The following is a 14,033-nucleotide window of genomic DNA, read 5'->3' on the forward strand; positions in this document are numbered from 1 at the left end:
ATAAATTAAATTTGCTATTAATCTACATTATCGTGTAAAAATGAATTATTACTTCTTAATTGAATATCGTCATTTTCATCGGTGCCAACGGACATTCTTGAAGCTTTTGTTTCAGAAGAATGCTGAGCATCTTCTAAATTAACACCCTGTCTTTTGTAAGCAGGTACTTTCTCGATTTCGTTTATTTTAGCATCATTAAACTTATAATTGAAATCTTTCATTTTTCTTCTGCGCTCATCTGCACGTGCAATAAGCAACTCTGAGATAGGACTGTTCATTGGATCAATCTCTTCTTCTCTAACTTCAGGTGTATCAACCGCAGGAACTGTTTTCTTTTCAAAAACAATTTCTTCCTTTACTTCAGTTTTTTCTTTTTTAGTGTTTATAGACGATTGAAACGTTTCAAAATCATCTAAAGCATAGCGCTTTTCACCTTGTTCATTAACTTCTGTTACTGCAATGATTTCAACTGGCTCATTAACATCAATAGACTTAACCTCTTCATCTAAACTAAAAAACATCTTTTCTTCTTCAGCTTTTGGCTGCTCTACTTTTTCTGGTTCTTTATTTGTTAAAGGTAAATCGAATGAAAATGTTATCTGCTCTTCTTTTACTTCTTCTATTTTTTCTGCCTTATTTACAATTGGTGTAATAACAAATTCTTCAGGTTCTATTGTAGCTTGTGGTTTTGTGTCTAAAACTTCATCGTATACTACATTCATATTTCTTAAGAAATCTGTAGTTGCAATTAAGTTTGTTCCATCATTATCTTCTGCTTTTGGCACATCTTTAACCTCTTCTTCTTCTTCAAGTAATGTATGACGAACAATTGGTGCTTCTTTTTCTTTTTCTAAAACAATATCTGGAGTGATAATCGCAGGCTCTTTTTCTTGAGTACTCGTCTCTGTAGTTTCTCCTAAAGCATGAATTACTTTCTTAGTCTCTGTATTAGAAATTTCATTCTGTTGATCTAAATCAAATCCTGTAGCAATGATAGTTACAGAAATAGACTCTTGCAATTCAGCATCTTCACCAACACCCATAATTATATTGGCTCCATGACCAGCTTCATTTTGGATATGATCGTTAATTTCCCCGATTTCATCAATAGTAATTTCCTGTGAACCAGAAACGATTAGCAACAATACGTTTTTAGCTCCTGTAATTTTATTATCGTTAAGTAAAGGTGAATCGAGGGCACTCATAATAGCTTCTTGAGCTCTGGTTTGTCCAGACGCAGTAGCAGATCCCATAATCGCTGTACCACTATTACTCAATACGGTTTTAGCATCACGTAAATCAATATTCTGAGTGTAGTGATGTGTTATAACTTCCGCAATACCACGAGAGGCTGTGGATAACACTTCGTCAGCTTTAGAGAAACCTGCTTTAAACCCAAGGTTTCCATAAACTTCACGAAGTTTATTATTGTTAATCACAACTAGCGAATCGACATGAGAACGTAGTTTTTCGATACCACGTTGCGCTTGTGCGTTACGCATTTTTCCTTCAAATTGGAATGGCATAGTTACAATCCCAACCGTTAGAATATCGAGTTCCTTAGCCATTTTAGCAATGACTGGGGCAGCACCTGTACCTGTACCACCTCCCATTCCTGCAGTTATAAATACCATTTTTGTATTGGTATCTAACATTCTGCGAATGTCTTCTAAACTTTCTATTGCTGCTTCTTCACCAACATCGGGATTTGCACCTGCTCCTAAACCTTCTGTTAAGGCAACACCTAATTGTATTTTGTTTGGAACGCCACTATTCTGAAGTGCTTGCGAATCTGTATTACAGATTACAAAATCAACTCCTTTAATACCTTGTTGAAACATGTGATTGATGGCATTACTTCCACCTCCACCGACACCAATTACTTTGATGACGTTTGATTGATGCTTTGGCAAATCAAATGAAATATTTCCAAATTCGTTGCTACTACTCATTTTATTATGGATTTACTATTATTCTATTCTTTGTAAGTAAAAACAACTTACGAGTTGTCCTTACAGTTTTATTTATTTTATTCTTTCTAATTTGAATTTAAGCGAAATTAAAATGCTTTGCACTTATTCCGCATTATCCAAAAAATCTTTTACACGCTCTGTTAATTTATCTAAAAACGAACGACGTTCCTTTATTGGCACTTCTTCTCTAACTTCAATTTCTGGCTCTGGGACATGCTCTTCTTCAACTGCTTCTATCACCTCTTCTTCGATAGCTTCAACTTTTTTGCGTTCTTGTCGCTTTAAGCCATCCATCACTAAACCAACAGCTGTCGCAAATAAGGGACTCGCTATATCTTCATCGCTATCACCAGCTAAATGCTCGTTTGGATAACCTATCCTCGTATCCATCCCTGTGATATATTCAACCAATTGTTTTAGATGTTTTAGTTGTGCACCGCCACCTGTTAAAACTATACCTCCAATCAATTTTTTCTTCTGTTCTTCGTGACCGTAATTTTTTATTTCAACATACACTTGCTCTACAATTTCCACAACTCTCGCATGGATAATTTTAGACAAGTTTTTTAATGTGATCTCTTTTGGCTCTCTTCCTCTTAATCCTGGAATAGATACAATTTCATTGTCTTTATTTTCTCCTGGCCATGCAGAACCGAACTTCACTTTTAAAAGCTCTGCTTGCTTTTCTATAATTGAACAGCCTTCTTTTATATCTTCTGTAATAACATTTCCACCGAAAGGAATTACAGCAGTATGGCGAATTATGCCATCTTTAAAAACAGCTAAATCTGTTGTACCACCCCCTATATCAATTAACGCAACACCAGCTTCCTTTTCTTCTCTGCTCAATACCGCATTTGCAGATGCTAAGGGTTCTAATGTAATCCCTTCAAGATTTAAACCTGCACTTTTTATACAGCGACCAACATTTCTAATTGAGGACACCTGACCGACTACAACATGAAAATTAGCTTCTAGTCTCCCTCCATACATACCGATTGGCTCTGTAATTTCGGCTTGACCATCAATCTTAAATTCTTGTGGTAATACATGTATTATTTCCTCACCCGGAAGCATCACTAATTTATGTACTTGATTGATTAAACGATCTATATCATCTTCATCAATGACTAAATCAGAATTTGGGCGTGTGATATAGTCACTATGTTGTAAACTACGGATATGCTGACCAGCAATACCTACAGTAACATCAACAATCTTCTCCCCTGCTGCTGCTTCCGCTTCTTGCACCGCTTGCTGAATAGACTGAATCGTTTGGGTGATATTATTTACCACACCACGATGCACACCCATACTTTTAGCTTTTCCTAAACCTAAAATTTCAACTTTATCATACTCGTTTTTGCGACCAATCATGGCCACAATTTTTGTGGTTCCTATATCAAGACCAACTGAAATATTTTGTTTGTCCATAGCTTACTTTTTGGTGCAAATAACTTGTTTGTCAAATTTTAGATTTACCACACTGTAGCTATCTAAAATTTGGTCCTTTATAGCCTTTTGGTAAAACGCCTTAAAGTTGTTTATTTTTTTTTCGAGTTGTTTTAAAGTCCCTAAATGAACTATAAAATCACTTTTTCTAATTTTAAAATCAATTGTATTATCTCCGTTCTGACGAATCTCAATAACATGTTTCTTCAAAAAATCATCCTCGTCTGCAAATTTCGCAAATTTGAAGACAGTTTCAAGCTTATTTTTCTTAATATTTCCGGTAACGAGTGGAACTCTTGCAGCATAATTATGAGACAACGGCATAAAACCACCTTCATCGTCTATATAATATGATGCATTTGTGTTGACTCTTGCTATAGGTCTCTTTTGTTCGATTTCAGCCGAAAGCCTTCCGTTTACTGACATAAACACCTCGGCTTGCTTAATCATTGGATTAGAATTCAGGGCAATTTCTAATTCGTTCAAATCTATAATATCTTTAGGTTGCTCCGAAACAGGTTGTTGATTTAGTATTAACAATTTACTAACATTCGCTTCTGTAATAAACAAATTATTTTCACCTAAAAATTTTATATCAGGCTCACTTACTTTTCGAACCTTATTTCTATGACTAGAAAAGGCAAACAAAAAGCCCACTAAAACAATCAATCCTATGACTTTAATATAGTTATAATTAATTTTCGACATAAAACGCTTCTTTTATATGTTTTACCTCTTCCCCAATATCTCCTGCTCCAATAGTTAATATAATTTTGGCATCAGATGCTTTTATTTCTTTAATTAAATTCGATTTTTGAACTAGTTTTTTATTTGAATTTTCAACCTTATTTAAAAGCCACTCCGAAGTCACTCCTTCGATAGGAACCTCTCTTGCTGGATAGATATCTAACAGCAATAATTCATCAAATTTTGAAAGACTTTCCGCAAAACCATCTATAAAATCTCTTGTTCTACTGAAGAGATGTGGTTGAAATATCGCCAACACTTTTTTGTCGGGATACATCTCTCTAACCGCCTGATGTACTGCGTTAATTTCTTCAGGATGATGTGCGTAATCATCGATAAAAACAAAATTATCCGTTTTAATTTGATATGTAAATCGTCGTTTCACACCTTTATAAGTCTCCAAAGCTTGAGATAGATCTTTATAAGAACAGCCATACTCAGCAGCCATTGCTATTGCAATAATAGCATTAGAAAGATTATGCCTACCTGGCAAACTAAATTTGAAATCCTTATACGTGCCGGTTGGTGTTTTTACATCGAACACGTAACAACCATTTTCTATAGAAATATTTTGTGCACTATAGTCAGAATCATCCGCTATACCATAAGTGATACCTTTTAGCGGCAAACCATTTTTTACAAATAACTTTCCGTTAGGCTTAATACACTCTGAAAAATCCTTAAAAGTTTTCACCAACTCTTCAGCATTGCCATAGATATCTAAATGATCGGCATCCATAGACGTAATACACGCTAAATCTGGAGATAAGGTTAAAAACGATCGATCAAACTCATCAGCCTCTACCACTGTGACTTCCGTTCCGTTGAGAATTAAGTTAGAATTATAGTTTTCACTAATACCACCTAAAAATGCCGTAACAGGAATATTACAGGCATTTAACAAATGACCTAAAATACTAGTCGTTGTTGTTTTACCGTGTGTACCAGCAACCGCGAGACACACTGTTTGCCTTGTAATTTCCCCTAAAACTGCTGAACGCTTTAAAAGATAAAAACCATTATCTTTAAAATAGTTAAATTCAGAATGTCCCTTTGGAATTGCGGGTGTATAAACGACCAAGGTTGATTTTGAATCCAAATACGTCGCATCGATTTCTGAAACACTATCATTAAAATGAATAGCAACACCCAAATCTTGAAGCGATCTTGTAATATCTGTTGCTGTTTTATCGTAACCAGTAACTTGCTTACCATTGGCTACAAAATAACGCGCAAGAGCACTCATACCGATTCCTCCGATACCAATAAAATAGACGTTATTTACAGTTTCTAAATTCATTTATTTCTCAATAGTTTTTCAACTTCATCAACAATAGCATTCGTAGCATTCACTAAAGCTAAGGCTTCAATATTTTTACTTAATTCTTTTTGTTTTTCGTCATTAGACATTAATTCTGAAAATTCGGTTTGAAAATCAGTATCTAAGTCATTTTCTCTTATTAAAATAGCCGCATTTTTATCTGCAACCGATTTCGCATTTTTAGTTTGATGATCTTCTGCCACATTTGGTGACGGAATAAAAATCACAGGTTTACCCACAATACATAATTCTGAGACCGAAATGGCTCCTGCTCTAGAAATAATAACATCTGCCGCAGCATATGCCAAATCCATTTGGTTTAAAAATGCATGAACTTGCACATTTTGCAAATCATTATACTGCTTGTATTGATCGTAATACAATTTTCCACATTGCCAAACCACTTGTATGTCCTGAGCTTCAAAGAATGCAATATTCGCCTCTATTAATTGATTGATACGCCTTGCACCTAAACTCCCTCCTAACACTAAAAGTGTTTGTTTGTTATGTTTTAAATCAAAAGCATCTTTACCTTCAATATGTTTATCCTTTACCTGCAGCAAATCCTTACGAATTGGATTTCCTGTTAATCTAATTTTAGCTTTTGGAAAGAATTTTTCTAAACCTTCATAAGCTACACAAATTGTATTGACCTTTTTAGCCAATAACTTATTCGTAATTCCCGGAAATGAATTCTGTTCCTGTATTAAACTTGGAATTCCTTTTGAAGACGCCACCTGTAATAATGGCCCACTCGCAAAACCACCTGTACCAATAACAGCGTCAGGCTTAAAGGTGTTTACTATTGCCCTAGAACGCCATAAACTACTTATTAATTTAAAGGGAAAGGCTAAATTCTTCAACGTCAATTGGCGTTGAATTCCTGAAATCCATAAACCTTCAATGGTATAACCTGCTTGCGGCACTTTATCCATTTCCATTCGGTCTGAAGCTCCAACGAATAAGAATTCCGCATCAGGATAGCGCGACTTTAATTCGTCTGCAATTGCAACTGCAGGATAAATATGTCCTCCTGTTCCTCCTCCTGATAATATGAATTTGTATTTACTCATTAAATTGCTTCACTTAAAATAGCCAATGGATTATCATCCAAATCTTCCTGTTCTTTTAATTCTTCGCGCTTTGCGCTTACACTTAATATAATCCCTATTGCTAAACAGGTCATCCAAATAGAAGTCCCACCACTACTAATTAATGGTAATGTTTGACCAGTAACCGGAAACAACTCAACGGCTACAGCCATATTTATTAAAGCCTGAAATACAATGGGCAGACCAACAGCCAAAACCAACAATTTTCCAAAAATCGTATCTGACTTATGACTTACAATTACAATTCTAAATAACAACCATAAATATAAAACCAATAGAAACACACCTCCATATAAGCCGTACTCTTCAATAATAATAGCAAAAATAAAATCCGATGAGGATTGCGGTAAAAAGTTTTTTTGAATACTTTTTCCAGGCCCCAAAGGTGTTATCCCCGTAGCGATTGCTATTTTTGCTTTTTCAATTTGATAATCGGCTTCTGTATCTTCACCATTTGAAAAATTTTCAACACGACTTATCCAAGTATCAACACGGTTGGGCATCGCATCAGGAAACGCTTTTGCAACAAGAATAAAAATCGTTAAACCAACCAATCCTGACACTATCATTAATGCCAAATACTTTAAAGGATAGCCTCCTATAAAAGCCAACATCATAATCATGGTAAACACAATTGCTGTTGTAGAAAAATTAGCAGGAAGTATTAAGATTAAAATTAAGAACACAGGTGACCACAAAGGTAAAATCGTTTCTTTAAACTTAACTTCTTTATCCTTAATTTTTGATAAATAACGTGCTACATAAACCATTAAAACCACTGCAGCTAAGGTTGACGTCTGAAAAGACATCCCAACAATAGGGATTTGTATCCAACGACTTGCGTTGGCACCATCTATAGTTGTCCCTTGCAACATCGTCACTACCAATAGCACAAGCACAATTGGAATCATAACCATAGACAAACCACGAAAATATTTATAAGGCACTTTATGAATACCAAACATAATTGCAAAGCCCAAAAACAAATGCATAAAGTGTTTTATAAAGAAAGAAAACGTACTACTATTCCCTCCATGATATGCTAAATTACTTGCAGCGCTATACACAGGCAAAAATGAAAATATAGCCAACAGCGTGACTATAGCCCAAATGGCTCTATCCCCTTTTATCTGTTTGAATAAATTTTGCATTTTACTTTTTCTTACTTCTGCTCGTACAGAATTTAATTATGTATTCATTATGTTTTAGAATTCAGGCTTTCACAAGAATTCCACCGCGCTATAAATTACGAACCGCATTTTTAAATTGTCTTCCTCTATCTTCGTAGTTTTCAAACAAATCGAAACTAGCGCAAGCAGGAGATAACAACACATTATCACCAGCATTAGCCAGTTTGTATGCAATCTTCACCGCCTCACTCATATATTGTGTTTCAACAATAACATCTACCATATTCTCAAAAGACTCCATGAGTTTTGCGTTATCTACACCTAAGCAGATGATAGCTTTTACTTTTTCGTTTACAAATTTGAATAATTCCCTATATTCATTTCCTTTGTCTACTCCTCCTACAATCCAAACTGTTGGCGCATCCATACTTTCTAACGCGAAATATGTTGCATTAACATTGGTTGCTTTTGAGTCGTTAATATACTGCACCTTATTAATCTTTAAAACGTGCTCTAAACGGTGCTCAACACCTTGAAAATTCTCAAGACTTTCGCGTATCGTTTGTTTTCTGATTTTTAGTAAATGTGCCACAGTAGAAGCTGCCATTGCATTCTTCACGTTGTGTTTCCCTTCTAATGCTAAATTATCTGTTGGCATAATGATTCTATTATTATCTATTGTTATTATTATATTGTTATTGTCTAAATATGCTCCTTGCTCAATAACTTTTGTTAATGAAAAAGGTAATTTTTTCGATTGAATTTGATGCGATTTCATATACTCTAAAATGACCACATCATCCGCATCGTATATAAAATAATCATCTTCGGTTTGATTCTCTATCACTCTAAATTTTGAAGCGATATAGTTTTCAAATTTATAATCATAGCGTTCTAAATGATCTGGTGTAATATTCGTTAACATTGCAATTTTTGGTTTAAAATCGATAATATCATCTAATTGAAAACTGCTAATCTCCATTACATAATTATCATGATTCTTCTCCAAAATTTGCTTTGCGAAACTATCACCGATATTACCCGCTAATCCAACATCTAATTCTTGCTTTAAAATATGATGTGTTAAGGTCGCTGTTGTCGTCTTACCGTTACTACCTGTAATAGCAACTAAAGTTGCATCCGTAAACTTCGAAGCAAATTCTATTTCAGAAACGATTGTTATTCCGGTGTCACGAATTTGTTTTACCAAAGCCACTTTATCTGGAATCCCAGGACTTTTCATGATGATGTCTGCATTCAGAATTTTTGATTCTGTATGCTGTTCATCTTCAAATTCAATCTCATTATTTAAAAGAACGTTTTTATATTTTTCTTTAATCTTTCCCTTATCTGATACAAATACCTCGTATCCTTTTGCTTTTCCTAAAAGCGCGGTTCCCACTCCACTTTCGCCACCACCAAGAATTACAAGTCTTTTCATTTTATTAATCCTTTTTGTCATTCCTGCGCAGGCAGGAATCTACTATATTACTACTCTTATTGTGGATTCCTGCCTGCGCAGAAATGACAAATTGTTTTATCTAATTTTCAACGTAACAATAGTTATTATCGCAAGAAGAATTCCAATAATCCAAAAACGAGTGACAATTTTACTCTCGTGATAACCTGATTTTTGATAGTGGTGATGCAACGGCGACATTTTAAAAATGCGTCGGCCTTCACCAAACTTTTTTCTGGTATATTTAAAATAGCTGACTTGTAAAATAACCGATAAATTTTCTGCTAGGAATATGCCACATAGTATCGGAATCAACCACTCTTTTCTAACTGCAATAGCAATTACAGCTATTATTCCACCAATGGTTAAACTCCCTGTATCTCCCATAAACACCTGAGCCGGATAGGTATTGTACCACAAAAATCCAATTAATGCTCCCACGAATGCCGCGATGTAGATTGTAATTTCTTCTGCCCTTGGGATATACATAATATCTAAATATCCTGAAAAAACGATATTACTAGAAACCCATGCAAAAATCCCAAGTGTCAATACAATTATGGCTGATGTTCCTGCAGCCAACCCATCGATACCATCTGTAAGATTTGCACCATTTGATACTGCTGTAATTATAATAATACTAACAAGAATGAATACGAGCCATGTATACTTCTCTAAACCTGGACTAATCCATGTAATTAAATCCGAATAATCAAATTCATTATCTTTTAAGAATGGAATGGTCGTTTTTGTCGATTTTTCTTCATCTTTAAATAATTTTGCCGCTTGCACATCTGGGTTTTCAGCGCGTAATTCGAGTTGCTGCGCAATTGGCAATTTCTCTTTAAGCGTAACATCTTGATGAAAGAATAATGTTGCACCAACAATAATCCCTAAACCAACCTGTCCAAGCACCTTAAATTTCCCTTTTAGCCCATCTTTATCATTTTTGAATTTCTTGATATAATCATCTATAAATCCAATGGTTCCCATCCAAAGTGTGGTCACAATTAGTAAGATGATGTAGATATTTTCAAGCTTCGCTAATAACAACACAGGAATAAGGGTCGCTAGAATAATAATAATCCCACCCATTGTTGGCGTACCTGCTTTTTCAACTTGACCTTCTAATCCTAAATCACGAATCGTCTCTCCGACTTGTTGCTTTTGCAAAAATCGAATGATGCGTTTACCAAAAATTGTAGAAATCAACAATGACAATATAATTGCCACAGCAGCTCTAAAGGTTATAAACCCAAAAAGTGATGCTCCAGGAAATTGGAACTGTTGTTCTAAATATTCAAATAAGTAATACAGCATTCTTAATTATTATTTATTTCTTTAATCGTTTTAAATAGTCTTGAACGATTTTATAATCATCAAAATCAAAGCGCTCACCTTTAATCTCTTGGTATGTTTCATGCCCCTTTCCTGCAATAAGAATAATATCATTTGGTCCAGCCATCTGACAAGCTGTTTTAATTGCCTGATTCCTATCTGTTATAGATAAGGTTTTTTTAAAATTTTGAGGCTCCACTCCTTTTTCCATTTCTTCAATTATGGTTTCCGGAACTTCATTCCTTGGATTATCACTTGTTAAAATCACTTTAGTACTTAAAGCAGAAGCGATATGCGCCATTTTTGGTCGCTTTGTTTTATCTCTATTTCCACCACAACCTACAACCGTAATCAGATTTTCGTTTTTAGTTCTGATGTCGTTTATTGTTTCCAAAACATTCTTTAAGGCATCTGGTGTATGTGCGTAATCGACGATCGCCGTAATTTTTCCTTCAGACATAAAATATTGAAAACGTCCTGCTACATTTTCGACCTCACTTATTAAGCGTAATATCTCAACTTTATCTAACCCTAATAATTCAGCGGCTCCATAAATCGCCAGGATATTGTAAGCATTAAAACTCCCTATTAAGCGCGACCATAATTCACTTTCATTCAGCTTTAATAACAGACCACCAAATTCATTTTCTAAAATTTGCGCTCTATAATCCGCATAATTTTTTAAAGCGTACGTATGCTTTTTGGCTGCCGTATTTTGAAACATCACCAAACCATTTTTATCATCAATATTGGTTAGCGCAAAAGCATCTTTCGGCAATTGATCGAAAAATCGTTTCTTTACATCTCTATATTCCGCAAACGTATTGTGATAATCCAAATGATCATGCGACAGATTTGTAAAAATGCCACCTTCAAATTTTAGACCCTCAGTTCTACTTTGATGAATACCATGAGAACTCACTTCCATAAAACAAAACTCAACACCTTCGTCGTTCATTAACTGCAAATAACTATTAATAGTTAAAGAGTCTGGTGTGGTATGAGTCGCCTTATATTCTGTATTATCTACCATAATTTTAACGGTGGATAACAACCCTACTTTATAACCTGCTTTTTTAAACAACTGATACAATAAACTTGATACTGTTGTTTTTCCATTTGTTCCTGTTACACCAACTAATTTGAGGTTCTCAGATGGGTGACCATAAAAATTAGCCGCCATATAAGCCATAGCTTGGTTAGAGTTAGCGACTTTAATATAAGTGACACCATCTTCCAAATCCTCAGGAAGCGCCTCACAAATTATTGCCGTAGCTCCATCCTTTATCGCTTTTTCAATAAAATTATGACCATCTGTAATCGTACCTGATATAGCTACAAAAATGTCATTGACTTCTATTTGACGTGAATCAAATTCGATTTTACCCACGGTAATACTTGTGCTGCCAACAACTGCGTTAATAGTAACCTTATATAATATGTCTTTTAATACCATCATGACGCCTCTAAAACAATGGTTTGATTCGTTTGTAATTTTTGATGTTTTTCTACAGACTGTTTTTTAATCACTCCATTTCCATTTAGCTTCACTCTAACATCCACCTGCAAATTCTCTAACAATGCCAACGCATCCATTGCGGACATCCCAACGACACTTGGCATTAATTCTTTATACTTGCGAGCATTTTCATAATAACTCTCAAAATCTTTATTAACTACACTACTCTTGAAGTTTTGCATCTCAACCTCATAGATAATTGGCGTATCTGTATAGATCTTTTGAGCAATTCTTTTAAATACTGGACCAGCCACATCAGAGCCGTAAATACCTACTTTTGTGCTAGGCTTATGAATAACTACAATGCAGGAATATTTAGGATTGTCAGCAGGAAAATAACCTGCAAACGAAGAAATATATTTCCTATTCTTATTCCACTCTTCAGTATTTGCATAATCCGTTCTCGCTGTACCGGTTTTTCCCGCCATCGAAAACGTCTGAGAATACATACGCTCACCTGTACCACGAATGACAACATTCTTTAAAATATCTCGCATTTCATTCAAGGTCTTGTTAGAACAGATATTTTCAACAAGCACTTCTTTTTTAAACACTTCAATATTTTTATCAAAAGATTTTACTGATTTCAGAAACCTTGGCTTTATCAATTCCCCATCATTAGCAATCGCATTATAGAACGCTAAGGTTTGTAACGGTGTCATCTCAAGATTATAACCATAAGCTATAGATGGTAATGCATTTCTGCTCCAGTTCGGTGCTCCCGGCTTTGGGATGTCTGGCTTACCTTCACCTATAATAGCAACCCCTAAAGGTTTATCCAACCCCCAAGAACTTAACCTATTTAAAAACTTCTCAGGTTGTTTTGAATAATGCTCATCTATAATGGTCGCCAAACCAATATTTGAAGACACTTCTAGCGCACGTGCTGCAGAAATCTCCCCATAGCCGTTACCCGAATCCGTAATAACACGACCATAAAAAGACTTTCTTCCTTTTTTGGTATCAACAACAGTTGAGGTATCAATAACTTTATCCTCTAATGCCGCCATCAATGCCATCACTTTAAATGTAGAACCCGGCTCATGACTTTCTCCAACCGCATAATTTAAGCGCTCGTAGTAGTTTCCGTTTTTACTTCTTCCTAGATTAGAAATTGCTTTAATCTCTCCTGTTTTCACGTCCATCACCACGACACAACCATGGTCTGCTTGGTAGATTTCTAACTGCTTCAACAATGAATGATGCGCTATATCTTGAATATTAACATCTATAGTCGTATAAACATCGTACCCATCTTGTGGCTCTATTTGATCGAAATCAGCGATAGGCTTCCATTGCCCATTACCAATCTTTTGTTTTAAACGTTTTCCATTTTTACCCTGTAAATATTTTACCCCAAACGCTCCATCAATACCTGGCCTTGTAAAATTACCATCTTCATCTTGTCTCTCATATCCTATAGTACGCTCCGCAATACCACCCATCGGATGCTCACGTCTTGTCGTTTGCTCCACAATTAATCCTCCTTTAATTGCTCCTAGATTTAGTAAAGGAAAATTGCGCATTCTGATATAATCGGAATAGCTAATATTTCGAGCCAACAGGAAATATCTGTTTTTATTTTTTCGTGCTTTACGAATTACATTTTTATAATATGAAACTGGCTTTCCCTTGTACGCATGAAGCGAATCTGCCAAAGCTCCTATGTATTTTTCGAATGTGACGTCCTTAGCCTGAATGGCATCAATTCTAATATCATATTTTGGAATCGAAGTCGCTAGTAAGCTCCCATCAGCAGAATACACATTACCGCGATTTGCAGGAATTGGAAAATCTCTAGTTGTGCTCTTTTCTGCAAGTGCCCTATATTCATCACCCTGAATAAACTGAATACTCACCAACTTGAACACCACAGCCAAGGCGAATACAAACATGCAGCCTGCTACGAAGTACAATCTGTTTAATATGTTTTTTTCTGTTATTGCCAAAGCTTCTTATTATTACTATTGTGATTTTACTCG

10 protein-coding genes are annotated in these 14,033 nt (G+C 35.2%); all 10 read right to left on the reverse strand.

Annotated elements, in window-relative coordinates; genetic code table 11:
- Positions 1–17: 17 nt before the first annotated feature.
- The 10 genes from ftsZ to HM986_RS02365 all read right to left on the reverse strand — a co-directional run bounded on the left by ftsZ (position 18) and on the right by HM986_RS02365 (position 13,946).
- The gene (gene ftsZ, locus HM986_RS02320; RefSeq protein ID WP_179333467.1) at positions 18–1,952 is read right to left on the reverse strand and encodes a cell division protein FtsZ; all 1,935 of its coding nucleotides are present in this window, start codon (positions 1,950–1,952) and stop codon (positions 18–20) included.
- Between the two features lie 123 nt (positions 1,953–2,075).
- Positions 2,076–3,407, reverse strand: coding sequence for a cell division protein FtsA (gene ftsA / locus HM986_RS02325; protein WP_179333468.1), 1,332 nt, complete (start codon positions 3,405–3,407; stop codon positions 2,076–2,078).
- 3 nt (positions 3,408–3,410) lie between these two features.
- A complete protein-coding gene (locus HM986_RS02330; RefSeq protein ID WP_179333469.1) occupies positions 3,411–4,133 on the reverse strand; it encodes a cell division protein FtsQ/DivIB in 723 nt (240 codons plus the stop codon).
- A complete protein-coding gene (murC, locus tag HM986_RS02335; RefSeq protein WP_179333470.1) occupies positions 4,120–5,472 on the reverse strand; it encodes a UDP-N-acetylmuramate--L-alanine ligase in 1,353 nt (450 codons plus the stop codon). Before murC ends, HM986_RS02330 begins: the two co-directional genes overlap by 14 nt.
- Positions 5,469–6,566, reverse strand: a complete 1,098-nt coding sequence (gene murG, locus HM986_RS02340; protein ID WP_179333471.1) for an undecaprenyldiphospho-muramoylpentapeptide beta-N-acetylglucosaminyltransferase — start codon at positions 6,564–6,566, stop codon at positions 5,469–5,471. The genes murC and murG overlap by 4 nt, the downstream gene beginning before the upstream one ends.
- The gene (locus tag HM986_RS02345; protein ID WP_179333472.1) at positions 6,566–7,756 is read right to left on the reverse strand and encodes an FtsW/RodA/SpoVE family cell cycle protein; all 1,191 of its coding nucleotides are present in this window, start codon (positions 7,754–7,756) and stop codon (positions 6,566–6,568) included. Before HM986_RS02345 ends, murG begins: the two co-directional genes overlap by 1 nt.
- An 88-nt stretch (positions 7,757–7,844) precedes the next feature.
- Positions 7,845–9,176, reverse strand: coding sequence for a UDP-N-acetylmuramoyl-L-alanine--D-glutamate ligase (gene murD / locus HM986_RS02350; RefSeq protein WP_179333473.1), 1,332 nt, complete (start codon positions 9,174–9,176; stop codon positions 7,845–7,847).
- Between the two features lie 96 nt (positions 9,177–9,272).
- The gene (gene mraY / locus HM986_RS02355; protein ID WP_179333474.1) at positions 9,273–10,514 is read right to left on the reverse strand and encodes a phospho-N-acetylmuramoyl-pentapeptide-transferase; all 1,242 of its coding nucleotides are present in this window, start codon (positions 10,512–10,514) and stop codon (positions 9,273–9,275) included.
- Positions 10,515–10,527: 13 nt separating this feature from the next.
- Complete coding sequence (locus tag HM986_RS02360; protein ID WP_179333475.1) at positions 10,528–11,991, reverse strand: UDP-N-acetylmuramoyl-L-alanyl-D-glutamate--2,6-diaminopimelate ligase; 1,464 nt, start codon at positions 11,989–11,991, stop codon at positions 10,528–10,530.
- Positions 11,988–13,946 carry a penicillin-binding protein gene (locus tag HM986_RS02365; protein ID WP_179334370.1) on the reverse strand — a complete coding sequence of 653 codons (1,959 nt, stop codon included), beginning with the start codon at positions 13,944–13,946 and terminating at the stop codon, positions 11,988–11,990. Before HM986_RS02365 ends, HM986_RS02360 begins: the two co-directional genes overlap by 4 nt.
- Positions 13,947–14,033: the final 87 nt, after the last annotated feature.

This window comes from Winogradskyella costae (genome assembly GCF_013403865.1).
In the GTDB taxonomy this organism is placed as follows: Bacteria; Bacteroidota; Bacteroidia; order Flavobacteriales; family Flavobacteriaceae; genus Winogradskyella; species Winogradskyella costae.

What these genes read in the sequence shown, in the direction of transcription:
- HM986_RS02345 (WP_179333472.1), bottom strand. Translation starts at nt 7,756, where the DNA reads ATGCAAAATTTATTCAAACAGATAAAAGGGGATAGAGCCATTTGGGCT.
- HM986_RS02330 (WP_179333469.1), bottom strand. Translation starts at nt 4,133, where the DNA reads ATGTCGAAAATTAATTATAACTATATTAAAGTCATAGGATTGATTGTT.
- mraY (WP_179333474.1), bottom strand. Translation starts at nt 10,514, where the DNA reads ATGCTGTATTACTTATTTGAATATTTAGAACAACAGTTCCAATTTCCT.
- HM986_RS02360 (WP_179333475.1), bottom strand. Translation starts at nt 11,991, where the DNA reads ATGATGGTATTAAAAGACATATTATATAAGGTTACTATTAACGCAGTT.
- ftsA (WP_179333468.1), bottom strand. Translation starts at nt 3,407, where the DNA reads ATGGACAAACAAAATATTTCAGTTGGTCTTGATATAGGAACCACAAAA.
- murG (WP_179333471.1), bottom strand. Translation starts at nt 6,566, where the DNA reads ATGAGTAAATACAAATTCATATTATCAGGAGGAGGAACAGGAGGACAT.
- HM986_RS02365 (WP_179334370.1), bottom strand. Translation starts at nt 13,946, where the DNA reads ATGTTTGTATTCGCCTTGGCTGTGGTGTTCAAGTTGGTGAGTATTCAG.
- murC (WP_179333470.1), bottom strand. Translation starts at nt 5,472, where the DNA reads ATGAATTTAGAAACTGTAAATAACGTCTATTTTATTGGTATCGGAGGA.
- ftsZ (WP_179333467.1), bottom strand. Translation starts at nt 1,952, where the DNA reads ATGAGTAGTAGCAACGAATTTGGAAATATTTCATTTGATTTGCCAAAG.
- murD (WP_179333473.1), bottom strand. Translation starts at nt 9,176, where the DNA reads ATGAAAAGACTTGTAATTCTTGGTGGTGGCGAAAGTGGAGTGGGAACC.